22 protein-coding genes are annotated in these 23842 nt (G+C 69.5%); 14 read left to right on the top strand and 8 right to left on the bottom strand.

What is annotated here, in order from left to right; all coding sequences use genetic code 11:
* Positions 1–61 precede the first annotated feature (61 nt).
* The 3 genes from AC3CBB_RS12845 to AC3CBB_RS12835 are packed head-to-tail and all read left to right on the top strand — an operon-like array spanning position 62 to position 3509.
* Positions 62–1744 carry a circularly permuted type 2 ATP-grasp protein gene (locus AC3CBB_RS12845; RefSeq protein WP_488624891.1) on the top strand — a complete coding sequence of 561 codons (1683 nt, stop codon included), beginning with the start codon at positions 62–64 and terminating at the stop codon, positions 1742–1744.
* Positions 1738–2667 (top strand): alpha-E domain-containing protein, encoded by a 930-nt coding sequence (locus AC3CBB_RS12840; protein ID WP_123505613.1) that lies wholly within the window; start codon positions 1738–1740, stop codon positions 2665–2667. The genes AC3CBB_RS12845 and AC3CBB_RS12840 overlap by 7 nt, the downstream gene beginning before the upstream one ends.
* Positions 2664–3509, top strand: a complete 846-nt coding sequence (locus AC3CBB_RS12835; RefSeq protein ID WP_123505612.1) for a transglutaminase family protein — start codon at positions 2664–2666, stop codon at positions 3507–3509. The genes AC3CBB_RS12840 and AC3CBB_RS12835 overlap by 4 nt, the downstream gene beginning before the upstream one ends.
* Before the next feature lie 172 nt (positions 3510–3681).
* Here AC3CBB_RS12835 and AC3CBB_RS12830 read toward each other — a convergent pair whose 3' ends face one another.
* The 3 genes from AC3CBB_RS12830 to AC3CBB_RS12820 all read right to left on the bottom strand — a co-directional run bounded on the left by AC3CBB_RS12830 (position 3682) and on the right by AC3CBB_RS12820 (position 6415).
* A complete protein-coding gene (locus tag AC3CBB_RS12830; RefSeq protein WP_488624890.1) occupies positions 3682–4503 on the bottom strand; it encodes an endo alpha-1,4 polygalactosaminidase in 822 nt (273 codons plus the stop codon).
* Positions 4504–4607: 104 nt separating this feature from the next.
* Complete coding sequence (locus AC3CBB_RS12825; RefSeq protein ID WP_123505610.1) at positions 4608–5960, bottom strand: MFS transporter; 1353 nt, start codon at positions 5958–5960, stop codon at positions 4608–4610.
* Entirely contained in the window at positions 5957–6415 is a 459-nt protein-coding gene (locus AC3CBB_RS12820) for a MarR family winged helix-turn-helix transcriptional regulator (protein WP_488624889.1), read from the bottom strand. Before AC3CBB_RS12820 ends, AC3CBB_RS12825 begins: the two co-directional genes overlap by 4 nt.
* A gap of 103 nt (positions 6416–6518) precedes the next feature.
* Here AC3CBB_RS12820 and AC3CBB_RS12815 point away from each other — a divergent pair, with 103 nt between their 5' ends.
* From AC3CBB_RS12815 to lplAB, 9 genes are all read left to right on the top strand, one after another.
* Positions 6519–7271, top strand: a complete 753-nt coding sequence (locus tag AC3CBB_RS12815) for an SDR family NAD(P)-dependent oxidoreductase (protein WP_488624888.1) — start codon at positions 6519–6521, stop codon at positions 7269–7271.
* Between the two features lie 266 nt (positions 7272–7537).
* The gene (locus AC3CBB_RS12810; protein WP_488624887.1) at positions 7538–7933 is read left to right on the top strand and encodes a lactococcin 972 family bacteriocin; all 396 of its coding nucleotides are present in this window, start codon (positions 7538–7540) and stop codon (positions 7931–7933) included.
* Positions 7934–7979: 46 nt separating this feature from the next.
* Positions 7980–9980: a hypothetical protein gene (locus AC3CBB_RS12805; protein ID WP_488624886.1), complete on the top strand. Its 2001-nt coding sequence runs from the start codon at positions 7980–7982 to the stop codon at positions 9978–9980.
* A 24-nt stretch (positions 9981–10004) separates the two neighbouring features.
* A complete protein-coding gene (locus AC3CBB_RS12800; RefSeq protein ID WP_488624885.1) occupies positions 10005–10682 on the top strand; it encodes an ATP-binding cassette domain-containing protein in 678 nt (225 codons plus the stop codon).
* Between the two features lie 135 nt (positions 10683–10817).
* The gene (locus AC3CBB_RS12795; RefSeq protein WP_123505607.1) at positions 10818–11495 is read left to right on the top strand and encodes a response regulator transcription factor; all 678 of its coding nucleotides are present in this window, start codon (positions 10818–10820) and stop codon (positions 11493–11495) included.
* Positions 11488–13200 carry a HAMP domain-containing sensor histidine kinase gene (locus AC3CBB_RS12790; protein WP_488624884.1) on the top strand — a complete coding sequence of 571 codons (1713 nt, stop codon included), beginning with the start codon at positions 11488–11490 and terminating at the stop codon, positions 13198–13200. Before AC3CBB_RS12795 ends, AC3CBB_RS12790 begins: the two co-directional genes overlap by 8 nt.
* A 125-nt stretch (positions 13201–13325) precedes the next feature.
* Positions 13326–13910: a hypothetical protein gene (locus tag AC3CBB_RS12785; protein WP_488624883.1), complete on the top strand. Its 585-nt coding sequence runs from the start codon at positions 13326–13328 to the stop codon at positions 13908–13910.
* Between the two features lie 227 nt (positions 13911–14137).
* The gene (locus AC3CBB_RS12780) at positions 14138–14998 is read left to right on the top strand and encodes an alpha/beta fold hydrolase (protein WP_123505605.1); all 861 of its coding nucleotides are present in this window, start codon (positions 14138–14140) and stop codon (positions 14996–14998) included.
* Between the two features lie 10 nt (positions 14999–15008).
* Positions 15009–16058 carry a lipoate-protein ligase LplAB gene (lplAB, locus tag AC3CBB_RS12775; RefSeq protein ID WP_488624882.1) on the top strand — a complete coding sequence of 350 codons (1050 nt, stop codon included), beginning with the start codon at positions 15009–15011 and terminating at the stop codon, positions 16056–16058.
* On the opposite strand, the gene AC3CBB_RS12770 is transcribed toward lplAB, so the two are convergent.
* The 3 genes from AC3CBB_RS12770 to AC3CBB_RS12760 all read right to left on the bottom strand — a co-directional run bounded on the left by AC3CBB_RS12770 (position 16055) and on the right by AC3CBB_RS12760 (position 19211).
* Positions 16055–16813 carry a hypothetical protein gene (locus tag AC3CBB_RS12770; protein ID WP_488624881.1) on the bottom strand — a complete coding sequence of 253 codons (759 nt, stop codon included), beginning with the start codon at positions 16811–16813 and terminating at the stop codon, positions 16055–16057. The two genes, lplAB and AC3CBB_RS12770, sit on opposite strands and share 4 nt — an antisense overlap.
* Before the next feature lie 485 nt (positions 16814–17298).
* A complete protein-coding gene (locus AC3CBB_RS12765) occupies positions 17299–18894 on the bottom strand; it encodes a glycosyl hydrolase family 28-related protein (protein ID WP_488624880.1) in 1596 nt (531 codons plus the stop codon).
* A gap of 32 nt (positions 18895–18926) precedes the next feature.
* Positions 18927–19211 (bottom strand): GNAT family N-acetyltransferase, encoded by a 285-nt coding sequence (locus AC3CBB_RS12760; protein ID WP_488624879.1) that lies wholly within the window; start codon positions 19209–19211, stop codon positions 18927–18929.
* 59 nt (positions 19212–19270) lie between these two features.
* Here AC3CBB_RS12760 and AC3CBB_RS12755 point away from each other — a divergent pair, with 59 nt between their 5' ends.
* A complete protein-coding gene (locus AC3CBB_RS12755) occupies positions 19271–20125 on the top strand; it encodes a DNA-methyltransferase (protein ID WP_488624878.1) in 855 nt (284 codons plus the stop codon).
* Between the two features lie 16 nt (positions 20126–20141).
* Here AC3CBB_RS12755 and AC3CBB_RS12750 read toward each other — a convergent pair whose 3' ends face one another.
* Entirely contained in the window at positions 20142–20645 is a 504-nt protein-coding gene (locus AC3CBB_RS12750) for a flavin reductase family protein (protein WP_123505599.1), read from the bottom strand.
* Between the two features lie 209 nt (positions 20646–20854).
* Positions 20855–22690 (bottom strand): MDR family MFS transporter, encoded by a 1836-nt coding sequence (locus AC3CBB_RS12745; protein ID WP_488624877.1) that lies wholly within the window; start codon positions 22688–22690, stop codon positions 20855–20857.
* 170 nt (positions 22691–22860) lie between these two features.
* Between AC3CBB_RS12745 and AC3CBB_RS12740 the strand changes: the two genes are divergently transcribed.
* On the top strand, positions 22861–23730 hold the full coding sequence (locus tag AC3CBB_RS12740) for an amidase domain-containing protein (RefSeq protein WP_123505597.1): 870 nt from the start codon (positions 22861–22863) through the stop codon (positions 23728–23730).
* Positions 23731–23842: the final 112 nt, after the last annotated feature.

Genomic DNA, 23842 nt, shown 5'->3' with positions numbered 1-23842 from the left:
CGTCACACCCCCGCCCCGCGCCCGAAACACTCCCGCAACACCGTCGGCCTAGGTTCGTCACATGGGAGACCTCTTCGACGGCTATGCCGGCGTCAGCCACGGCAGGGCCGGCGGCGCGGCCACGGGCGCATGGGACGAGATGTTCCTGCGCGCCGGCGGTCCACGCGCCATGTACCGCGAGATCCATGCCGCGCTCGAGAGCATGACGCAAGACGAGCTGCGGGGCCGCACGGCCGCCCTCGCCGACTCGTACCTCGCCCAGGGCGTCACATTCGACTTCGCCGGCGAGGAGCGGCCGTTCCCGCTCGACGCGGTGCCGCGCGTCATCGAGCAGGCCGAGTGGGTGGACGTCGAGAAGGGCGTCAAGCAGCGGGTCAAGGCGCTCGAGGCGTTCCTCGCCGACGTCTACGGCCCGCAGCGCGCTGTGGCGGACGGCGTCATTCCGGCGTCGCTGATCACGTCGTCGAGCCACTTCCACCGGCAGGCCGCCGGCATCGACCCCGCCAACGGCGTGCGGATCCAGGTGTCGGGAATCGACCTGATCCGCGACGAGGCAGGCGCCTGGCGCGTGCTCGAGGACAACGTGCGAGTGCCCTCGGGGGTCAGCTACGTCATCTCGAACCGCCGGGTCATGGCGCAGACCCTGCCCGAGCTGTTCGTCTCCATGCGGGTGCGGCCGGTCGGCGACTACCCGAACAAGCTGCTCCACGCGCTGCGCAAGAGCGCCCCGGTCGGCGTCGAGGACCCCACCGTGGTCGTGCTCACGCCCGGCGTCTTCAACTCGGCGTACTACGAGCACACGCTGCTGGCCCGCCTGATGGGCGTCGAGCTCGTCGAGGGCCGCGACCTCTACTGCTCGGGCGGCCGCGTCTGGATGCGCACCACCGCCGGCCCGCAGCGCGTCGACGTGATCTACCGCCGTGTCGACGACGAGTTCCTCGACCCCCTGCAGTTCCGCGCCGACTCCGTGCTCGGCTCGCCGGGCCTCCTGATGGCGGCGCGCCTCGGCACCGTCACCATCGCCAACGCGGTCGGTAACGGCGTCGCCGACGACAAGCTCGTCTATACGTACCTGCCCGACCTGATCCGCTACTACCTCGGCGAGGAGGCGATCCTGCCGAACGTCGACACCTGGCGCCTCGAAGACCCGGGCGCGCTCGAGGAGGTGCTCGACCGGCTCGACGAGCTCGTCGTCAAGCCCGTCGACGGCTCGGGCGGCAAGGGCCTGGTGGTCGGACCGGCCGCGTCCAAGCCGGAGCTCGACGAGCTCCGAGCTCGACTCATCGACGACCCGCGGGGCTGGATCGCGCAGCCGGTCGTCCAGCTGTCGACGATCCCGACGCTCGTCGACGACGGCCTCCGGCCTCGCCACGCCGACCTCCGCCCCTTCGCGGTCAACGACGGCGACGACGTCTGGGTGCTGCCCGGCGGCCTCACGCGCGTCGCGCTCCCCGAGGGGCAGCTCGTCGTCAACTCGAGCCAGGGCGGCGGATCGAAGGACACCTGGGTGGTCGGCGTCGACGCCGGCACCTGGGTGGCGGGGCACAGCGTCTCCGAGCTGGTCGGCGAGCAGGCGACGCCCACGTCGTCGATCCCGATCATCGCGGCCGACCACGTGCCCGACCACTCGCCCGAAGACGACCCCAAGCGCGACCAGCAGTCGCAGCAGCAGCAAGCGCAGGTTCCCGGACCCCATAACGTCACCCAGGAACAGCAGCAGCAACAGGAAGGCACGTCATGCTGAGCCGGATCGCCGAGAGCCTCTTCTGGATCGGCCGGTACATCGAGAGGGCTGACGGCACCGCCCGCATCCTCGACGTGCACCTCCAGCTGCTCCTCGAAGACCCCTGGATCGAGGAGGACGCCGCCTGCCGGTCGCTCCTCTCGGTCATGGGGTCGGAGGCGCCCGAGGGCGTCGAGATCACTCGGGCCGACGTGCTGTCGATGCTCGCCGTCGACCGCCACAACCCGGCCTCGATCGCCTACTCGCTCGGAGCGGCGCGCGAGAACGCCCGGCGGGCCCGCGAGATCGTGTCGACCGAGCTCTGGGAGTGCCTCAACACGACCCGTGCCCGGATGCCGCGCAAGGTGTCGAGCGACAAGGTGCACGAGTTCTTCGCCTGGGTGCGCGAGCGCTCGGCGCTGGCCGTCGGCATCATCGAGTCGGCGACGAGCCGCGACGAGGTCTGGCAGTTCTTCACCCTCGGCCGGTCGATCGAGCGCGCCGACATGACTGCCCGCCTGCTGGCGACGCGCACTCTGACCGAGGCGTCGGGCCCGTCGTGGACCACGATCCTGCGGTCGGTCGGGGCGTACGAGGCGTACCTCCGCACGTACCGCGGGGTGCCGAGCGCACGCAACGCGGCGGAGTTCCTGCTTCTGGATCGCCTCTTCCCGCGGAGCGTGCTGTTCGCGATCTCGCGGGCGGAAGCGTGCCTGCGCGAGGTCGAGCCCAACACGGCGCGGACGGCCTCGTCGGATGCCGGGGTCCGTATCCTCGGACAGATGCGCTCCGAGCTCGAGTACAAGCCGATCGCCGAGATCCTCGACGATCTGCCGACGCACATGGACGCCGTGCAGGCTGCGACGTCGGCCGCATCGGAGGCGATCCGCCAGCGCTACTTCCCGACCTCCGCCGCGCCGACCTGGGTCGGTGAGCGCTCGTGAGCCGACTCCGCATCAAGCACGTCACGGGGTTCCAGTACGAGGGCGAGGCCAAGGCCAGCTACAACGAGGCGCGCATGCTGCCGGCGTCGACCGAGAACCAGTTCGTGCTCTCGTCGAACCTCCGCATCGAGCCGAACTCGGGCGCCCACGAGTACCTCGACTACTGGGGCTCGCGCGTCTCGTCGTTCGAGGTGCTCCAGCCGCACCGCCAGCTGTCGCTGACGGCGACGTCGCTCATCGAGGTGCGCCCCTCGCCCCACCTGCCGCACGACCTGTCGTGGGACGACCTCCACGACGCCGCCACCCGCCGCTCGGAGTTCGTCGAGCAGCTCGAGCAGACGCCCCTCACGGCGCCGCCGCCCGAGGTCGTCGAGCTGGCCGCCGCGGCGGTCGCCGACACGGCGACGCCCTGCGAGGCCGCGCTGCGCATCGGCGAGGAGATCGGCGACCGGGTCAAGTACCTCCGGGGCGTCACGAACGTGAAGTCGACCGCGGCCGACGCCTGGGCCGCGGGAGCCGGCGTCTGCCAGGACATCGCCCACATCACACTCGGCGCGCTCCGCTCGGCGGGCATCCCGGCCCGGTACGTCTCGGGGTACCTGCACCCGAAGCCGGCCGCGCCGCTCCACGAGACGATCGTCGGCGAGTCGCACGCGTGGGTCGAGTACTTCTGCGGCGGCTGGTCGGGCTACGACCCGACGAATCTCATCGACATCGGCGAGCGGCATGTCGTCGTCGGCCATGGCCGCGACTACAACGACGTGCCGCCGTTGCGCGGGGTGTACGGGGGATCGCGGACGTCGAAGCTCTTCGTCACCGTCGAGATCACCCGCGAGGCGTAGTCCGCGGCCTCCGCCTCCGCCTCGGCCCCGCCCCCGGCGCCAGTCCCCGCCCCCGAAGCCGCCGAGACTCCAGGCATGGCCCCGATTCGGTATCGGAAAGGGGCCACGTCTGGAGTCTCGGCGGCTCGATGGCTCGGCGGCTCGACGGCTCGGCGCAGCAGGGCGCCGACGGTCAGCAGGCCTCGTAGACGTAGTCGGTCGACTTCGGCGTCGTCAGGTCGCGATCGCGCAGGATCGTCATCGGCGGCGTGGCCGAGCGGGCGCAGACCTCGGCGAACGTGCCCCGGAGGTCGTCGGTGTACTCGACGTCGAGCACGTTCGAGCCGTACACCGTCGTGAAGGTGCCGCACTCGTCGTAGGTGTCGCACTCCTCCGAGACCGCGAAGTCGTAGCCGATCTGCGTCTTGCCGCGCGATCCGAGCTGCGCGGTGTTCTTCTGCCCGGCCGCGAGGCCGTCGGCATGGGCCTGCTTCACGAGCAGCTTCGCGAACGCGATCGCCTGAGCCAGCGTCAGCGCGCCCTTCGATCGGGAGTACGAGTCGAGGTTGTCGAACTCGACGGCCTCGAAGCCCTTGGTCGCGCACGACTTCGTCGACCTGCCGACGATCGTCGCCGCCTTGAGCCGCTTCGCGCGCGTCGAGATGTCGATGATGTGCTCGTCGGGCCAGCCCGGGTCGACCAGCGGCTTGCCCGACTTGGTGTGCACGATGAGCGAGCTCGGCCACTTCACGCCAGGCTGGGTCTGGAACCCGTTGACGTAGCAGATCGAGTAGATGCCCTTGGCCGGCTTCGACGTGCTGTCGCGGGTGACGACCGTGACCCCGTCGGGCGGCGTGTACGAGCCGCCGAGCTGGTAGTCGGCGGCGCCGTGCACGGGCGGGAGTGCGATCGTCGCGGGCGGGTCGGCGACCGAGGCCGAGCACCCTCCGGCCGTGGTGACGACGAGGGCTGCGACGACGGCGGCCGCGGCGAGAGCGAGGCGGGCGCGGAGCATGCGCCCCAGCCTAGGTGGCGCCGACGCCACGAGGCAGGCCCCCGATCGGGCAGGCGCGCAGGAACTGGCGGCCCGCCGCCGTTCGCCGAGTTCCTGCGCCCCCGCTACCGCCGCGCGACCGTCTCGTCGGCCGCCAGCTCCGTTCGGACGCCGTCGCGCATCGCCTGGCCCGGCAGCGTGATCAGGCCGGTCGGGGGCAGCCCGTCGCCGTCGTGCCGCACCCGGAAGTGCAGGCCCGAGTCGTGCCGCAGGCGCAGGTGCTGGCGCCGGACGAGCCAGATGATCGCGACGGCTGCCGCCGCGAACCCGGCCCCGGCGCCCACGCCGATGGCCGCGCGCGGGCCGTACGTGTTGGCGACCCAGCCGACGATCGGGGCGCCGATGGGGGTTCCGCCCGTGAAGATCGCCATGTAGAGGGCCATGACGCGGCCGCGCATCTCGGGTGCCGCGCCGAGCTGGACGGTGCCGTTGGCGGTCGTCATGAGGGTGATCGACGACAGGCCGACCGCGACGAGCACGGCGGCGAAGCTCCAGTAGGTCGGCATCAGAGCGGCCACGGTGCAGGTGACGCCGAATGAGACGGCGGCGAGCACGAGGATCCGCATGCGGGGCCGCTCGCGCCGCGCCGACAGCAGGGCACCGGCGAGGGATCCCACCGCGACGGCCGAGGTGAGCAGGCCGAATCCGTCGGCTCCGACGCCGAACGCCTGCGTGGCCATCGTCGAGGTGAAGATCGGGAAGTTCATGCCGAACGTGCCGATGATGAAGATCATCACGAACACGACGACCAGGTCGGGGCGACCGCGGACGTACCGGAACCCCTCTTTGATCTGCCCCTTCGCCCGCGAGACCTTCGGCTTGAACTCGAGCTCGCGCACGCGGATGAAGCGGAGCGACGACAGGACCGCCAGGAACGACGCCGCGTTGATCAGGAAGACCCAGCCCGAGCCGACGGTCGCGATGAGCACGCCGGCGACGGCGGGGCCGATCAGCCGGGCGCCGTTGAACGACGCCGAGTTGAGCGACACCGCGTTCGACAGCTTCTCGGGCGGCACGAGCTCGGAGACGAAGCTCTGGCGGATCGGCGCGTCGATGGCCTGCACGATGCCGAGCAGCAGCGCGAAGCCCCACACCATCCAGAGCTGGACGACGTGCGTGACGACGAGCAGGCCGAGCGCCAGCCCGAGCGTGCCGAGGGCCGCCTGCGTGAACATCAGCATCCTGCGGCGGTCGTAGCGGTCGGCGATGAGCCCGGTGATCGGGATCATCAGAATCGGCGGCAAGAACTGCAACGCCATCGTGACGCCCAGCGCCGTGGCGTTGTGGTCGGTGAGCTCGGTGAGCACGACCCAGTCCTGCGCGGTCGACTGCATCCACGTGCCGGTGTTCGACACGAGCGCCCCGCCGAACCACAGCCGGTAGTTGTGCAGGCTGAGCGAGCTGAACATCGCGCTCACTCGCGAGCCAGCTCTCGCAGGATCCGCGTGGCCTCGGCAAGCGATCGGCGCTCGTCGGCGGTGAGCCTGGCCAGCCGCGGCACCAGCCACTCGTCGCGCCGGCGCCGCGTCTCGAGGACGAACGTCGCGCCGTCGAGCGTGGTGCGGAGCACGACCTTGCGCCGGTCGTCGTCGTCGGTGCCGCGCTCGACGAAGCCGAGCTCGACGAGGGCGCCGACCGTCCTGTTCATCGACGGGGGAGTCACGCCCTCGTGATCGCTGAGCGCGCCGATCGTGAGGGGCTCGTTCTGGAGCAGGAAGCCGAGGGCCGCCATCTGCGCGTCGGTGACGTGCGTGTCGGCCTTCTGCTGGCGGAGGCGGCGCGACAGGCGCAGGACGCCCTGGCGCACATCAGTCGCCAGTTGGGAATGGGGCACCGTGCGCAGGGCGCCGGTGCTGGGACTGGGGTCGGTCATCGATCGTTAGCCTAACAAATTAGCTTTGCTAAATAAATGGCACCGGCGTAGGATTCGAGATAAGCAACAACCGTTTACTAAATGTCACGAAGGACACAAGAACATGGCAAGGTTCGACAGCAGGGTCGCGATCGTCACCGGCGGCGGCAGCGGCATCGGCGAGGGCATCTCGAAGGCGCTCGCCGCCGAGGGTGCGAAGGTCGTCGTCACCGACATCACGATCGAGGCCGCGCAGCGCGTCGTCGACGAGATCGTGGCCGCCGGCGGCACCGCCGCGGCCTTCTCGGCCGACACCGGCATCGCCGAAGACAGCGAGAAGACCGTGAAGTTCGCGCAGGACACCTACGGCGCCCTCCACCTCGCCGTCAACAACGCCGGCATCGGCGCGCCCGCTGCGAACATCGGCGACTACGAGGTCGCCGCATGGGACCGCGTCGTGAACGTCGACCTGAACGGCGTGTTCTACGGCCTCCGCTCGCAGCTGCCCGCCATCGTCGCGGCCGGCGGCGGCGCCGTCGTCAACATGAGCAGCGTGCTCGGCTCGGTCGGCATCGCCCAGAACGCCGCCTACGTCGCCTCGAAGCACGCCCTCATCGGCCTCACCAAGGTCGCCGCCCTCGAGTACTCGGCGCAGGGCGTCCGCACCAACGCCGTCGGCCCCGGCTTCATCGACACCCCGCTGGTCCGCTCGTCGCTCAGCCCCGATGCGCTGACCGCCCTCGAGGCGCAGCACGCCACCGGCCGCCTGGGTACGGACGCCGAGGTCGCTGCGCTGACGCTCTTCCTGCTCAGCGACGACGCGTCGTTCATCACGGGCTCGTACCACCTCGTCGACGGTGGCTACTCGGCCCACTAGTTATTTTTGCGGCTGCGCCGCGGGGTCGACCGCCGACGCTGCCGCTCGTGAGATCCGTGCCTCCGGCACCGTCGCACCGCGGTCTGCGTCGTGCTGAAGGGGCGGCTGCGCCGTCTGCCGCGGAATTTGCCCCTCGCTTCTTGAGCGAGGGGCAATTTCCGCAACTCGGGCTTGACCTCGCCTCCCGGCCCTGACAAAGTGAAATGCGCATGCAAAATGACATGTGATTCATAACGATGCAAGGCTCAGGCCTTTGAGAGGCACACATGAAGAAGACGTACCTGACTTTGCCCGCTGCGGTCGTAACTGCAATCGTCGGAACACTGCTGATTCCGACCACCGCCAATGCGGCGCCGGTCGGTCCGGCTCAGGGCGCCGTCGCCTACGAGCGAGGCGTAACCATTCACGAAGGCGTGGCTGCCGCGCTCACAGTCGAAAATGTCGAAGGCGGTGACTGGCGATACGGCACGAGAAGCACCGGCGTCCTCCGGAAAGAGGTCTACTCAGACTTCTGGCACAAGACGCGGAAGCACGGGTCCAGCGTGAAGGACGGCTACAACACCCTGCGCCGAAGCGCGGATACGGCCAAGAACAAGTGGTCGCGAGTGTCCTTCAAGGCCACGGCGAACTCCAACAAGGCGTACTACCGGTTCGTCAAATGAGTCGCGCGCTCGCCCCCGAGGGGTTCGGGGGCGAGCACGGAGGCCCGTGCAAGCCATGATTCTGAGGCTTGCCGCCGCCGTGTCGGTCGCCACGGCGCTCATGACGGCTTTCCTCTTCGTGCGGAGCACTGACGAAGTGGCGCCACGCGGGACGACGCAGCTCGTCACCGTCTGGGACGTCGGAACGGTGGTGACCCGCTCCGAGGCCCGTGCGGTGATAGCGCGATCTGCATCGGATTACGACTTGACACTGTATAAGAGCGTCGTCGCCGCGGACGCTGAAGGCAGCCGTAGAACCCTGTACGCGATGAATGCCGACGCCCGGTCCGCGAACGTCGCCGGAAACCCCTTGTACGCCGATGTCGGACGGTCCTACACCACGCGTTTCGCTCCTGGGCGGGATCTCCCTCTTGCCCGCGTCGGCGGCCTCTACGTCACGGATGGCAGCACGTCGGACGCCGTTGCCTTCGCCCGGGCGCTCAATCGGCACGGCATAGACGCCGACGTGAGACCTTTCGGCGTCATCGAGGCGCTCTCATGGAGCAGCCGGTCGTTTCCCCTCCCGATTCTGATGGCCACGGCATCGCTGGGGTTACTCGCCGGCTGCGTTCACACCGCCGTCGCTCGTCGGCGGACCACCGCCATCCTCATTGCCGGGGGAGCCTCCCGTAGAAGCGTGATCGTCTCCTCTATTGCCGCCGTCCTGCGGTGCATCGGAGGTGCTGCGCTCATCGGAAGCCTCGTAGGCACCATCGCACTGCGGGTCTACAACGACCTTGCACAGTTCGACCGGATCGCGGCGACTGCGGCGTTCGGGGTTGCGGCGGTTGCCGTTGAGGCGGTCCTCGTCACGGTGGTGGCTCTGCTAATCGAAACCCTCACGCCGCTTCCCACTGCGCTCGGGCGAAGGCAACCGCTTCGACAACTCGCAGTCTTCGACGTCGGCATTCACTGCCTTGCGCTCACCCTCACTCTCGTCAGCGTGTCGAGCGTGCTGGCCACCGGATCCGATGTCGCATCGAATCGTCGGGATACCGCCTCATGGAAGGCTGCGGTGGAGGTCGCCTCGGTCGAATTCACCGCGAATGACAAGGAGTACGACGCCATCGAGGGCGACTTCGCTCGCATCGCCGACCGCGCTCTGCGCGCGGGTGACGCGCTGGTGGCATCCCATCCGGCGCCGCCCAGGAGCGGCTACGGTCCGGACCACGGAAATTCCCTCGTCGTGAATGACGCGTACCTCGCAGCGCAGGCCGTCGTCGATCACCAGGGCCGAAGAATCCTGTCGTCTCGCCTGGATCCGCACGCGTTGACCCTGTTGATCCCTGACACCCTCCGTGGCAGGGATCGCGCGCTCGTGGACGAGTACAGCGATTGGGTCGCTTTCCAGCTCGAAAGCGACGACGAGGGCGGTGGCTCCACGCCGGAGGTCCCGATTGACGTCGTTCATCTGCGCGGCGGTCAGAACGTCTTTACCTACTCGACAATCGATTCGACCAGTTCCCAGAGGGATCCCGTGATCGCCGTCCTTCCGACGGCGAGGCGGCTCGTGTCCGACAACTGGATCGTGGCGAACTCGACGACCGGCGGGGTCCTGTTCACCGATGGCGCACGGCTGCAGTCCGAGATCAAGGGAGGTGGGCTGAGTGACTACATCGGCAGCATCGTGCACGGTGCCGACGACGCGGCTATCCGTCTCGGCGATCAGGAGCGCATCTTCGGTGCGCAGATCTTCGGATCGGGCCTCGCGACACTCATCTCGATCATGTCCTGCGTGATCCTTGCCCGTGCGACGGCTGAACGGCACCGGAGGAGTGACTTCGTGCTTGTCGTCCACGGTTCGTATCCCGGCTCCAGAATTCGGGCGCCAGCCCTGTTCCTCTGCCTCTCCGGTGGAATCGCCCTTGCGGCGTCGACGGTGATTGCCTCATCCCTGGCCGCCGATGGGCTCACCTGCCTTCTCGCGGCAGCGAACGTCGCCTCGGCCTGCGCCATGATCGGGATCTTTCGACTCCGATTCTTCGCGGAGTCGCGGGATCGCGCGTGACCACATCTCGAAAGGAAGTCCACGATGTCACAGACGTTGATCTATGCGCGGCGACTGAGCAAGGAGCGGTCGAACCGAACCATTTTCGACGACATCTCGTTGACCGTGAAGTCGGGCGAGTCACTCGCGCTGACGGGTCCGAGCGGCTCCGGCAAGACGACGCTGATTAACTGCCTGGGACTCCTCGACAGAGTCGGCGACGGCCGTCTGGAACTCGCAGGCACCGAGGTGACACGACTGTCGGGGTCTGCGCGCCGCCGCCTGCTTCGCAACACGGTCGGCCATGTGTTCCAGCACTATGGACTCGTCGAGAGCTGGCCCGTCTCCCGAAACCTCGACGTCGGTTTCATCGGGCAGCGGACGTCGCGCGCCGAGCGCGCGGAGCGCCGCAACTCGGCCCTAGCTCGTGTCGGTCTCGGTGAGATCGGCAATCGCCCTACTCACGTGCTGAGTGGTGGCGAGCAGCAGCGGTTGGCCCTAGCGCGCTTGATCCTCAAGAAACCACGCATCGTCATCGCCGACGAACCCACTGCGGCCCTCGACCCCGAGAACGCTGCCCTCGTCATGTTGATTCTCGGCGAGCTCCAAGGCTCGGGTTGCGCCCTCGTGATCGCCACTCACGATGCCGGCGTGGCTAACTGGTGCGATGACCGGCTGGATCTCGGCGGTTCTCGTCCGTCGGATCGATGCCTGATCGATTGAGTGCCTGATGAGCGCATGTCGTTTCCGCCCCGGAAGACGACATAGAGCGCACTTTCGTCGTCGGGGGAGTGCGCGCTTCAGCGCCGCTTCAGCAAACTGCCGTCAAGATGGGCCCCACACAGTTGGGGAGGCCGCATGCGCGTGCTCGTCGTCGAAGACAACGCGGGGCTCGCGCACGGCCTCCGGCTCGGGCTCGAGGCCGAGGGGATCGCCGTCGACCATGCCGCGACCGGCACCGACGGCCTCTGGCGCGCCCGCGAGAACGAGTACGACGTGGTCGTGCTCGACATCATGCTGCCCGGCATGAGCGGCTACGCCATCTGCCGCACCATGCGCGACGAGGGCGACTGGACCCCGGTCATCATGCTCACGGCCAAGGACGGCGAGTGGGACGAGATCGAGGGGCTCGACACGGGAGCCGACGACTACCTGACGAAGCCGTTCTCGTTCTCGGTCCTGCTCGCCCGGATGCGCGCGCTCGTGCGGCGGGGCGCTCGCGAGCGGCCGACGGTGCTCGAGGCCGGAGACCTGCGCCTCGATCCTGCGTCCCGGAAGGTCTTTCGCGGCGACGAGCAGATCGAGCTGACGACGCGCGAGTACGCCGTGCTGGAGTTCCTGATGCGGCACGCGGGCGAGGTCGTCACGAAGCGGCAGATGCTCGACGGCATCTGGGACGACGACTTCGAGGGCGACAACAACATCGTCGAGGTCTACGTGCGGCATCTGCGCAACAAGATCGACCGGCCGTTCGACCGCGAGTCCATCGAGACCGTGCGCGGCGCCGGCTACCGGCTGGCGGGCAACGGTGGCTGAGCGTCGGCGTCGGGGATCCCTCCGCCTTCGGATCACCGTCGCGGCCGTCGCGATCGTGGGAGTGACGCTCGTCGGGGCGTCGGTCGTGTACTCCGTCGTGCAGCGGGCCGTGCTCGAGCAGGGCGTGCGGTCGACCGCGACGAGCGACGCCGACCGGGTGCTGTCGCGCCTGGAGGCCGGCACTGCGCCCGCCACGGCCGTCCGGGGCACCGGCACGCCCGACGGGTCGGTCGCCGTGGTGCTGTCGGCCGACGGGTCGAAGGTGCTGGCGTCGTGGGGCGATCCGGCGGCGGTCCGCGCCTACCTCGCGCTCGCGTCTCCGGTGAAGACCGGCACGGTGTCGCTGTCGGGCGAGCGCTACGCGTTCGAGACGTCGTCGGGAACCTTCACGCCGACGCCCGTGCCGACCGTGACGGTGCCGGCGCAGGACGACTCCGGCGGGCGCTCGTCGTCGCCGAGCTCCGAGCCGACCTCGGGCGCAGGAACCGGCACCACCACCGGCACCACCGACGACTCGGGCGGCTCGGGCGCAGACTCCGGCGGAACCTCCGGCGGGTCGGACGACTCCGGCGGCTCCGGCTCCGGCAGCGGGCGCCAGTCGGGCAAGGGCGGCGGTGGTGGCTCCGGCGGCGGTGGCTCCGACGACGTCGGCGCGCCCGCTCCCGGCGCCCCCGCGCCCGACGCGGGGTCGGCCTCCGTGAGAACGCCCGGCCCCGTGATCCACCTCGCCGCCGCGCGGCCCGACCCGTCGACCGACTACGTCGTGGCCGCGGCTCGCTCGCTCGCCGCCAATGCCGTGACCGAGCGCGCCACGCTCACCACGCTCGGCGTCGTGATCCCGATCCTGCTGCTGGTCATGGCGGCGACGACGTGGCTGGTCGTCGGCCGGTCACTCCGGCCCGTCGAGCAGATGCGGCTCGAGGTCGAGGGCATCACAGCCGCACGGCTCTCGAATCGGATCCCGGGCCAGGGCGGCTCGGACGAGATCGCCCGGCTCGCCACCACCCTCAACGAGATGCTCGACCGGCTCGACGACTCCGCCAAGTCGCAGCGGCGCTTCGTCTCCGACGCCTCGCACGAGCTGCGGTCGCCCCTCGCCGTCATGCGGCAGCTCGCCGAGGTGCAGCGCGCCTACCCCGGCCGCATCGAGCCGGAGCTGCTCGCCGACACCGTGCTCACCGAGGGACAGCGCCTGGCCGACCTGGTGCAGGGCATGCTGATCCTCGCGCGAGCCGACGAGGGCGGACTCGAGCCTGCGATGCAGGCCGTCGACGTCGACGACATCGTCCTCGGCGAGGCGGCACGCCTCCGCTCGGCGGGGGCGGTGACGGTCGACGCCACGAACGTCACAGCGGCCCGGGTGCGGGGCGATCGGGGGATGCTGGCGCAGGTGGTCAGGAACCTCGCCGACAACGCCGCCCGGCACGCAGCAGGCGCGGTCGCCCTCTCACTCGAGGTCGCCGACGGGCGAGTGCTGCTCGCGGTCGACGACGACGGGGCGGGCGTGCCCGCGGCCGACCGCGATCGGGTGTTCTCACGGTTCGTCAGGCTGGACGAGGCCCGGGCCCGGGAGGCCGGAGGGTCGGGGCTGGGGCTCGCCATCGTGCGCAGCCTCGTCAACGTCCACGACGGCGAGGTGCGCGTCGCCGACTCCGCCCTGGGCGGTGCGCGCTTCGAGGTGTCGCTTCCGCTGCTCGACGACTGACGGCCTTCGACGACCGAGCCCGTTCGCACCTGAACGTTCGTTCAGGACGCTTCAGACCCGGTTCAGCACCCCCTTGGGAAAGTCATGTCAGCCGCACAGGCGGCCCACCCACCACGGAGGACATCATGAACCGCACCAAGAAGCTCGTCATCACCGGCACCGCCGCCGCGGCGCTCGTGCTCGGATCCGCCGGCATCGCCTTCGCCTCGCAGGGCGCCGACGACACCGCCACGCCGGTCGCCACGACCACCGCCAGCCCCGCCGCCCCCACGGCATCGGCCACGCCGACCGGGTCGCCGAGCACCACGCCCACCGCGAAGCCGCACGCGCGCCACGGCCACGGCGCCGATGACGCCGCCGGTCACGCGCGCCACGGACGCGGGGCCGACGACGCTCCGGGCCACGTGCGCCACGGGCGTGGGGCCGATGACGTCGTCGCAGTTCCTGCGCCCGTCGCCTCCACCACGCCGGCCCCGACGACCGCGCCGGCCGCCGACGACTCCGGCCACCACGCCACCGCGCCGGCCCCGGTCGCCTCGACGGCTCCCACCCCGGTCGCCGCCGTCAGCGATGACGGCCCCTCGCACGACGCGGGCGACGACCACGGTGGAGACCGCGACGGCTCGAGCAGCGGCAAGCACGGCGGCTCGGACGACGGCTCCGGCCACGACGCCGGTGACGACCACGGCGGACACGGCTCTGACGACTGATCGTCGGGGCGGCTGGCGCCGCGGGGTCGGCCGCCGTCGCTGCCGCTCGTGAGATCTGTGCCTTCGGCACCGTCGCACCGGACGATGCGTCGTGATGAAGGGGCGGCTGGCGCCGCCGTCACCGCTGAGAGTGCACTCGTTGTCGCCCAGGAGACCCTGGTGCGACAACGAATGCACTTTCGCGCGCGGGCCGCGGCCTCGCCGCCACCCAGTGCCAGACTGGCGGCATGGCTCGCGACGACCGCACGCTCACGGACGCCCACGGCGTCGTCATCCACTACTACGTGTGGGCGGCCTCCGCGCCGCGCGGCATCGTCCAGCTCGCGCACGGCGTCGGCGAATACGCGCTCCGGTACGAGCGGCTCGCCGAGGCACTGGCCGCCGCCGGCTACACCGTCTACGCCGACGACCACCGCGGACACGGCCGCACGGGCATCGGCCAGTGGGGCGAGGGCAGCCCGATGCTCGGCCACCTCGGGCCCGGCGGCCTCCCCGCCACCGTCGAGGCCGTGCGCGATGTGACCCGGACGGCCCGCGCCGACGCCCCCGGGCTCCCGCTCGTTCTGCTCGGGCACTCGTGGGGCTCGCTGATGGCTCAGATCATCGTCGACGCGCACGCCGACGACTACGACGGCGCCGTCCTCACCGGCACCGCGTACCGCACTCCCCTCACGATGAACGGCGGCGACCTCAACAAGCGCCACGCGCACCTCGGCACCACGGGGTTCGAGTGGCTGAGCCGCGACCCCGCCGTCGCCGCCGCGATGGCCGTCGACCCGCTGGCCATACCGGCCACCGTCCTGAAGCTCTTCGGCCTCCGCGACGCGCTCCGCCTCTACGGCCGCCCGACCCGGCACCCGAAGCGAGACCTGCCGCTGCTCGTGATGGTCGGCGACGACGACCCGCTCGGCGGCCGCACCAGCGCCGAGAAGCTCGTGGCGGCCTACCGGGACCGGTCGGGCTTCACCGACGTCGAGCTCATCGTCTACGACGGGGCGCGGCACGAGGTGTTCAACGAGACCAACAGGGACGAGGTCACGGTCGACCTGATCGGGTGGCTCGACGCTCGTTCCGCAGTTCCTGCGTAGGCTCGCTTCTATGCACGGTGAGTACAAGGTCCCAGGCGGAAAGCTCGTAGTCGTCGACCTCGACGTCATCGACGGGAGGCTGTCGGGGTTCCGGCTCGCGGGCGACTTCTTCCTCGAGCCCGACGACGCCCTCGAGGCGATCGACCGCGCCGTCAACGGTCTCGACGCCGCCGCCGACTCCGCCGACATCTCGGCCGCGATCCGGGCGGGACTCCCCGAGGGCACCACGATGCTCGGCGTCTCGCCCGAGGCGATCGCCGTCGCGATCCGCCGGTCGCTGAGCCGCGCGACCGACTGGCGCGACTACGACTGGCAGATCATCCACGACGGGCCCGTCTCGCCCAACGTGCATCTCGCTCTCGACCAGGTGCTCACCGAAGAGGTGGGGGCCGGCCGCCGCGGGCCCACGCTGCGCTTCTGGGAGTGGAACGAGCCCGCCGTCGTGATCGGCAGCTTCCAGTCGCTCAAGAACGAGGTCGACGCTGAGAACGCCGAGAAGCACGGCTTCCAGGTCGTGCGCCGCATCTCGGGCGGCGGTGCCATGTTCATGGACGCCGACTCGATCGTCACCTACTCGCTGTACGCCCCGGGCGATCTCGTGCAGGGCATGAGCTTCGCCGACTCGTACGCCTACCTCGACGAATGGGTGATCCAGGGGCTCAAGTCGATGGGCATCGACGCGTTCTACCAGCCGCTCAACGACATCACGAGCGCCAAGGGCAAGATCGGCGGCGCCGCGCAGAAGCGCCTCGGCAACGGCGCCCTCCTGCACCACGCCACCCTGAGCTACGACATGGACGGCGACACGATGGTGCAGGTGCTCCGCATCGGCCGCGAGAAGATGAGCGACAAGGGCACGACCTCGGCGGCCAAGCGGGTCGACCCGCTGCGCTCGCAGACGGGACTGCCGCGCGCCGAGGTGATCGACAGCCTCAAGCGCACGTTCACGGGCCTCTACGGCGCGACCGTCGGTCACGTGACCGACGACGAGCTGGCGCAGGCCGAAGAGCTGGTGCGCACTAAGTTCGCGACGCCGGAGTGGCTGGCCCGCGTCCCCTAGAAAGCCGAGTGCGAGAGGTAGTCCGCGGGCACAGCGCCGAGCACCGACGGCCGCCTCGGGTCGATCGGCTCCGTGATGGCCGTCGCGCCCTTGCGGATGCGCACGGTCATCAGCAGCTCCTGGCCGAGCGCGGGCAGCGACTCGTGATCGGGGTCGCGGATTCCGAGCACGAGCGTGTGCGAGGCGTCGGCCAGCCGGAACTCCACGTATCCCGCAGAATCCCACGCGTCGACGATGCGGCCGCCGACGGTGCCGACGGCCTCTGCCTCGTGGCTCTGCTCGACGAGGTCGGCGATCGTGCGGGTCTCAGCGGTGTCGGCGGCGGTCGTCGTGCAGGGCCGCGCAGGCGCGGCGCCCGTCAGGGCTGCGCGCCGCTCATACGGCGCGTCGCCGGCGGCCTCGGCCGCGTCGCAGAGATCGGAGAGCAGGAACTCGAGATCGGCAACCGCCCCGCCGTCACCCCCGACGAACACGGGAATCCCGTCGACGAGGCCCGCCCCCTCTTCCGCGGCGGCCGTCGCGCCCGCCAGCCGCTTCGGCGTGGCCATCGCCCGCCCGAAGAACAGCGGCAGGGGCCCGCCGCTGCGCCACCGGTACAGCACCTCGACCTGGGCGCTCAGCTCGGTCGGCGCGAGGGCGCGACGGAGCGCCTCGACACCGGAATCGTCGAGACCGGGGGCGAGGGAGGCGAGGAGGGCCGAGTCGATTCCACTGAGAAGGCTCTCGAATCGGGTCAGCTGCTGGGCGAGTGTCACCCTCTGAGTTTCCTGGAAGCGCACTCCACGCATAAGTCCGCAAAGGGGTGCGACCCGAACGCGGGCCGGTCAGCCGACGACGACGTAGTGGTAGCCGAAGCGCCCGCTGGTCACCGACGACGGCCGAGCCGACCTCGAAGGGCTGGGCGAACACCACGCGCACCTGCGGGCCGCTGGTGGCGCGGGCACCCGTGCCGAAGACGAGCCAGCCGCCGATGTCCGAGCCCGACACGACGGCGGGCTTCCCGCCCGTTCCGTTCGCCGGCAGCAGCTGGACGGTCGGCGGGTCGGCCCGGTCGCCGAGGACGTGCCCGCCGACTGAGACGTCGTGCGCGATCCGTGCCGCTGTCGGCCGTCGCCAGGCGAGCGCGACCGCGGCGCCGCCGGCGGCTAGTGCGCCCCGTTGGGTGAAGCGGTCGGGCGCCTGGAGAGGCGTATTAACTCTGGGTAGTCATCCAGAATTAGTGTTCAAACCCATGTCGGCTCTAGCCGATGACCTGGTACGTGAAGCCGAACCCCGTCTTGGTCACGCCCTGGGGCGGGACCTCCGCCAGGCCGATGTCGAAGTGGGTGCGCGACGGCGACACGTAGAACGGTCGCGTGGCCGCGCCCGAGCCGGTCGGGGTGATGACGACCGCGGGCGTCACGTCGAACGGCTTGTCGTAGGTGACCCGCACCAGGCCCCCTCGCACGGTCAGGGTGCCCGTGCCGAAGTAGAGGAATCCCGACGTGTCCGTGCCGTTCAAGGTCGGCGAGGGCGGAGCGGTCCCCGCCCCGGGCAAGGGCGTCAGCTGAGGCTTCGACAGCGCCCGGTCTGACCGAAGATGTCTCCCGAGGATGACGTCCTCGCTCGCGCGGATGCGACCGGGCCAGATCCACGTCGGACGGTCGGCGGAGTCGCGGTCATCGGCCAGGAGGGTCTTCGAGTAGGGGGCGGTACTCGTGGGGTCGATCAGGACCCGAGCGCCGTAGGCGTCTCCCGCCGTGACCGCCGCGCGCTCGAACCGCGCGAAGCGGGTGCCGACGACGGCGAAGTCGTCGCCCCGCTCGAGCTGGATGAGGGTCGCGGACGGCCCGCCTGTCTTCCTGACGTCAGCGCCCAGGAAGGCGCCGCCGATGAGGCGGATGCCGCCTGAGAGCGGCTCGGTGAGAGTGAGGTTCTGGCGGTGGACGAGGAGTGGCGCGGGGCCGCCGTAGACGAAGGCGTCGATCAGCTCGAGCTGGCGGACATTGCCGAGGCGGATCAGCGGATCGACGTTGCCGGGGAACGCCGAGTGCTCGTCGGCCGGCGACTCGACGTGGAGGAACGGCAGGCGCACGAACTCCACGACATTGCCGCCGTGGCCGTCCCAGGCGATGTCGAGGGCGACGTTGGCTGCCCGTTCGATGGTGAGGTTGTAGCAGGTGAACGTGTTGGTCTGCTTCGTCGGGTCGTCGGGCGTGGTGACGATCATCGCCGCGGCGTCGCGGCTTCCGCAGTTGTCGATGAACAGGTCGGTCCAGGTGTTGTTGTTGACCCGGTTGATCTGGATCGCCGTACCGGGAACGTCGAACAGTCGGACGCGGTTGATGCGCGACTCGAAGCCGTTGTCGACGCGGATGAGGGGAGCCCGGCTGCCATTGCCGTGGAGCGTGATGAACTCGACGGTGATGGCGCCGCCGTCGATCACGAGCAGCGGGTCGACGCTCCGCTCGCGGTGGTGCAGGTTGACGCCGCCGCGGGCCGACGGTGTGAATCGGCTGCTGTCGGCACCCTCCCCGATGATCTTGACCAGGGTCGGGATGGTGAGGCTGTCGATGATGTAGTGGCCGCTCGGGATGAGCACGACGCCGAGTTTCGCGTGCGCCGCCTGGATGGCCGCCTGAAAGGCGGCGGTGTCGTCGGTGACGCGGTCGCCGACCGCCCCGAAGTCGGTGACGTCGAACATCGACGCTGTGACCTTCTGCCCGCTCTTTCCCGGTGCGGGTGCTGCCGATGCCGGCGAGGCGGCGACGGCGGTGATACCGGCGGCGGTGGTGAGGGCCGCCGCGGCGAGGAAGCCGCGGCGGCCATGGGGAGAGGGGCTCCGGTCAGAAGTCATGCAGAGAACTCTACATGAGATATTTCAAAGGCTCAGCGCCGCACGAGCTCCTGATACTGCGGGTTCTTCTCGACGTACTTCGCGACATAGGAGCAGGCGGGCACGACGCGCTTGTCGCTCGTCGCCTTCACGTCGTCCAGGGCGTGCTGCACGAGCACTGCGGCATAGCCGTTGCCCTGCTCGGCGGGGTCGACCTCCGTGTGCGTGAACGCGATCTCGCTGTCGGACTCCTGGAAGGCGGCGAAGCCGACCGTCCGTCCGTCCTTGAGGATCGTGTACTGGCTCTGGGCGTCATCTCTGCGGACTTCGACGGTCATGGCCGAAACGATACGCCGCGGTGGTCGGGCGGCGCTGTCAGGACGACCACAATAGGAGGATGCCCGCAGACTGGACCACGGAGTCGCGTGACCGTGTCGTCCACGGCGACAACCTCGAGTTCCTGCCGAACCTCCCCGACGGGGCGTTCACAGTCGTCTACCTCGACCCGCCGTTCAACACCGGCCGCAGCCAGACCCGGCACGAGACGCACTCGGTGCGGGGCTCGCGCACCGGAGCCGTGGCCGGCTTCAAGGGCGTGCAGTACGAGCGGATCCGCGGCGACCTGATGAAGTACGACGACCGGTTCGACGACTACTGGTCGTTCCTCGAGCCGCGGCTCGCCGAAGCATGGCGGCTGCTCGCCGACGACGGCACCCTCTACCTCCACCTCGACTACCGCGAGGCGCACTACGCGAAGGTGCTGCTCGACGCTCTGTTCGGCCGCGCGTCCTTCCTGAACGAGATCATCTGGGCCTACGACTACGGCGCCAAGAGCAAGTCGCACTGGCCGACCAAGCACGACACGATCCTCGTCTACGTGAAAGACCCGGCGAAGTACCACTTCGACTCGAGCGCCGTCGACCGCGAGCCGTACATGGCGCCGGGCCTGGTCACGCCCGAGAAGGCCGCGCGGGGCAAGCTGCCCACCGACGTCTGGTGGCACACGATCGTGTCGCCGACCGGCAAGGAGAAGACCGGCTACCCGACGCAGAAGCCGCTGGGCATCCTGCGGCGCATCATCCAGGCCTCGACGCGCGAGGGCGACTGGGTGCTCGACTTCTTCGCAGGATCCGGCACGACGGGCGCGGCAGCGGCCGAGCTGGGCCGCCACTTCGTGCTCGTCGACAGCAACGCGGAGGCCGTCGCCGTGATGCGCCGACGCCTCCCCGACGCCGACTTCGTGACGGCCTAGGCCGCAACGGGAGGGTTCAGGCCGTCTTGAGCAGCTGTTTGAAGGCGCTGCCGTGGAACACGAGGGGTTCCAGCGACGCGTCGGTGTAGAGGCCGGTGACCTCGAGCAGGATCATCGTGTGGTCGCCCGCGGGGTACTCCGCGTACGCCTTCGTCTCGAGCCACACGGGCGAGCCGTGCACGAAGAGGGCTCCGTCGTCGCTGGTCTCCAGCTCGAGGTTCTCGAAGCGCGTCGCCTTGTCTTTCGCGGCGATCTGGCGCGCGGTCTGGCCGTGCGTCTCGCCGAGCACCGAGATGCCGATGCGCTCGGCCTTCTTCAGCGTGGGCCAGGTCGTCGACGTGTTCTGCACCGAGAAGCCCACGAGCGGCGGGTCCATCGAGATGCCCACGGTGAACGACGAGGCCACGAGGCCTTCGCGCTCGCCGTCGACCTCGGCGGCCAGCGCGACCACCCCGGACGGGAAGTACGAGAACGTCGTGCGCAGGAGCTGCGAGTCGGGGGAGTACGGGGTGAGAGCCATGATCGGGTCCTTCGTCGGTGTTGTGGTTCCATCGTGACACTCGATTGTTGAATCTAGATTTCGCCGCCGTGAAAAAAGTCGCCGTATTTCGTCGGAGGCCCGGCCGTGGCGGCGGAAGGCCCGGAACTGCGGGAGTTCCGGGCCTTCTTCCGAGGTGACCACCTCGAGTTCCTGCGCCCTGGGCTCTGCCCGGACGCGAATCCGCCGACCTAGTCGCGGCTGGGGATGCGGATGCTGCCGGTGTCGGGCGACACCGGGGAGCCCATCGTGTTGGCGGCGGACTGCGCGGCGAGTGCGGCGCGGTCGGTCTCCTCGGCGTCGGCATCGACCTGCGCCTTGGCGGAGGCCGCCTCGGCGTTCTGGTGGGCCTGCTCGTCCATGGCGGAGCGCGTGCGGAGCGGCGCCGGGCGGAGGAAGAAGCTCAGGACGAACGCCACCGAGACGACGACGAGCGCGATCGTGAAGACCGAGACCGACGCGTGCGCGAAGCCGTAGAGGAACGGCGCCTTGAGGGCTTCGGTCGCCTTGTTCAAGAACGAGGTGTCGCCGTTCAGTGCGTTTCCGAGAGCGGCGGTGTTGCCCGTCTGGACCTGCTTGAGCAGGTCGAGGATCCCGGCGTTGTTCGGGTTCGACGTCACCGTCGTGTCGGCCAGCGCCGACTTCAGGTTCGCCGCAAGCGTCTTGTCTTTGAAGCCGTCCGGAATCGTCGTGCCGAGGCGCGAGAACAGCACCGAGAACAGGATCGCCGTGCCAGCCGTGCCGCCGATCTGGCGGAAGAACGTCGACGACGAGGTCGCGACGCCGATGTCGGCCGGGCCGACGGAGTTCTGCGAGGCGAGGGTCAGCGTCTGCATGAGCTGGCCGAGGCCGAGGCCCACGAACACCATGCCGATGGAGAGGAAGTACCACGGCTTGTCGTAGGTGAGCTGGCTGAACCAGGCGAAGCCCAGGATCATGAACGCCGTGCCGATCGGCGGGAACATCTTGTACTTGCCGGTGCGGGAGATGATCTGGCCCGAGACGATCGACGAGATCATCAGGCCCAGGATCATCGGGAGCATCTGGAAGCCCGACTCGGTGGGCGTGGAGCCGTTGACGAGCTGCAGGTAGAGCGGCACCGTCAGGAGCGCGCCGAACATGCCGAAGCCGACCAGTACGCCGAGGACGGTCGCCATCGAGAAGGTGCGGCTCTTGAACAGCTTGAGCGGGATGAGCGCGGCGTCGCCCATCATACGCTCGGCCACGATGAAGCCGATGATGCCGAGACCGCCGATGACGTAGCAGGCCCAGGCGCTGAGCGAGCCCCAGCCCCACTCGCGGCCCTGCTCGGCTACGAGGAGGAGCGGAGCGGCCGACACGATGACGAGCGAGGCGCCCCACCAGTCGATGCGGATGTTGTCTTTGCGGCTCTGGCCGGGGATGTGGAGGAAGCGGCCGACGATGATGAGGGCGACGATTCCGATCGGCACGTTGAGCAGGAAGACCCAGCGCCATCCGGTGATGAACAGGATCGAGTCCGCACCGGCGAAGAGGCCGCCGATCAGCGGGCCGATGACCGACGAGATGCCGAAGACGGCGAGGAAGTAGCCCTGGTACTTCGCGCGCTGGCGGGGAGCGAGGATGTCGCCCATGATCGCGAGCGGGAGAGCCATGAGGCCACCGGCGCCGAGGCCCTGCAGGCCGCGGAAGGCGGCGAGCATGTACATCGAGTCCGAGAACGACGCGGCGGCCGACCCGATGATGAAGATGGCGATCGCGATGATGAACAGCGGGCGGCGGCCGAAGAGGTCGGACAGCTTGCCGTAGATCGGCGTCGCGATGGTGGAGCAGATCAGGTAGGCCGTCGTGACCCAGGCCTGGTGGTCGAGACCGTGGAGGTCGTCGCCGATGGTGCGGATCGCCGTGCCGACGATCGTCTGGTCGAGCGACGACAGGAACATACCTGCCATCAGGCCGAAGATGACGAACAGGATCTGCCTGTGCGTCATCAACCCCTGCTGCTCGACGGGTGCCGTCTCTGGTGCGGCTGCTTCTGCCCGGGACATCTGTCTCTTTCCGTCTCATTGCGTATCGCGCGCACTGACCGCGCGCGATTGTTTGCAATCGATGCAAAATTACACGAGTGTCACGAATTTGCCTAAGCCGTTCTCCCGAGCTGCCGAGGTCGCAGTGTTAGTGTGGCCGCCGCCCGGTCTGACTCGAATGGTTTTGGTGCATGCGTAAAAGGTTCGTCCCTGTTCTGACCACGGCCGTGGTCGCGACCGCCCTGCTAGCAGGATGCACCTCCGGCACGTCCGGCGTCATGCCTCCCGCGACGCTCGGAGAGCAGACGCCCCTGAAATCGTCGACCCCGGCGGCTCCCACCGCGTCATCGCTGTCGGCGACCTCCGGCGGTCTCGTCGGCGGCTCGACCGTCACCATCTCGGGCACGTCGCTCGCCGACGTCAGCGCCGTGAAGTTCGGCACCGTCGCCGCCACCTCGGTCAAGGCCACCGCCACCTCGGTGACCGCCGTCGTGCCGCACGCCGTCGACTACCAGCCGTCGACGGTCGATGTCACGGTCACCGGCGCCTCGTCGTCGGGGCTCTCGTACGACTACAAGGTGACCGACGGTGTCGACAGAGAGATGCAGTACGCGTTCCAGCACTGGTCGGCGAAGGCGTACAACGCGTCGTTCGCCAACTTCAACGCCGTCGGCGGCGACTGCCAGAACTTCGTGAGCCAGGCCCTCGCCGCGCGCGGCCTCGCCCAGAACGACTCCTGGTACTACAACTCGACCGGCCACAGCGAGTCCTGGGGCTACGCTCCGTCGTTCGACACGTACCTCGCGACGACGCCGTCGCTCGGCTTCACTCGCCTGGCCGCGACCGAGCGCTCGAAGCTCGCCATCGGCGACCTGGCGTACTTCGACTGGAACGACAACGGCGTGCCCGACCACGTCATGATCGTCAGCGCGATCGCAGGCAGCAAGATCTCGCTCGTCGGCCACAACCTCGACTACGACTACCGCGACCTCGACACCGCCATCACCAAGGACCACCCCGGTGCCGACGTCTGGTTCTACAAGGTCCCTGCGTCTCTGTAGCGGCGCCTGCGCCTGCGCCTGCGCCTGCGCCTGCGCCTGCGCCTGCGCCGCCGGGCGGGTGAGGAGTCGCTCGTTGTCCTGCTCGACCCCGGTCGCCGACAACGAGCGACCC

Source organism: Frondihabitans sp. OV104 (assembly GCF_057787745.1).
This window is presented reverse-complemented; position numbering and strand designations above follow the sequence as displayed.

Excerpts from the sequence above, each read along its gene's own strand:
- AC3CBB_RS12845 (WP_488624891.1), top strand. The coding sequence starts at position 62 with ATGGGAGACCTCTTCGACGGCTATGCCGGCGTCAGCCACGGCAGGGCC.
- AC3CBB_RS12840 (WP_123505613.1), top strand. The coding sequence starts at position 1,738 with ATGCTGAGCCGGATCGCCGAGAGCCTCTTCTGGATCGGCCGGTACATC.
- AC3CBB_RS12830 (WP_488624890.1), bottom strand. The coding sequence starts at position 4,503 with ATGCTCCGCGCCCGCCTCGCTCTCGCCGCGGCCGCCGTCGTCGCAGCC.
- AC3CBB_RS12820 (WP_488624889.1), bottom strand. The coding sequence starts at position 6,415 with ATGACCGACCCCAGTCCCAGCACCGGCGCCCTGCGCACGGTGCCCCAT.
- AC3CBB_RS12815 (WP_488624888.1), top strand. The coding sequence starts at position 6,519 with ATGGCAAGGTTCGACAGCAGGGTCGCGATCGTCACCGGCGGCGGCAGC.
- AC3CBB_RS12810 (WP_488624887.1), top strand. The coding sequence starts at position 7,538 with ATGAAGAAGACGTACCTGACTTTGCCCGCTGCGGTCGTAACTGCAATC.
- AC3CBB_RS12800 (WP_488624885.1), top strand. The coding sequence starts at position 10,005 with ATGTCACAGACGTTGATCTATGCGCGGCGACTGAGCAAGGAGCGGTCG.
- AC3CBB_RS12795 (WP_123505607.1), top strand. The coding sequence starts at position 10,818 with ATGCGCGTGCTCGTCGTCGAAGACAACGCGGGGCTCGCGCACGGCCTC.
- AC3CBB_RS12785 (WP_488624883.1), top strand. The coding sequence starts at position 13,326 with ATGAACCGCACCAAGAAGCTCGTCATCACCGGCACCGCCGCCGCGGCG.
- AC3CBB_RS12780 (WP_123505605.1), top strand. The coding sequence starts at position 14,138 with ATGGCTCGCGACGACCGCACGCTCACGGACGCCCACGGCGTCGTCATC.
- lplAB (WP_488624882.1), top strand. The coding sequence starts at position 15,009 with ATGCACGGTGAGTACAAGGTCCCAGGCGGAAAGCTCGTAGTCGTCGAC.
- AC3CBB_RS12765 (WP_488624880.1), bottom strand. The coding sequence starts at position 18,894 with ATGACTTCTGACCGGAGCCCCTCTCCCCATGGCCGCCGCGGCTTCCTC.
- AC3CBB_RS12760 (WP_488624879.1), bottom strand. The coding sequence starts at position 19,211 with ATGACCGTCGAAGTCCGCAGAGATGACGCCCAGAGCCAGTACACGATC.
- AC3CBB_RS12755 (WP_488624878.1), top strand. The coding sequence starts at position 19,271 with ATGCCCGCAGACTGGACCACGGAGTCGCGTGACCGTGTCGTCCACGGC.
- AC3CBB_RS12750 (WP_123505599.1), bottom strand. The coding sequence starts at position 20,645 with ATGGCTCTCACCCCGTACTCCCCCGACTCGCAGCTCCTGCGCACGACG.
- AC3CBB_RS12745 (WP_488624877.1), bottom strand. The coding sequence starts at position 22,690 with ATGTCCCGGGCAGAAGCAGCCGCACCAGAGACGGCACCCGTCGAGCAG.
- AC3CBB_RS12740 (WP_123505597.1), top strand. The coding sequence starts at position 22,861 with ATGCGTAAAAGGTTCGTCCCTGTTCTGACCACGGCCGTGGTCGCGACC.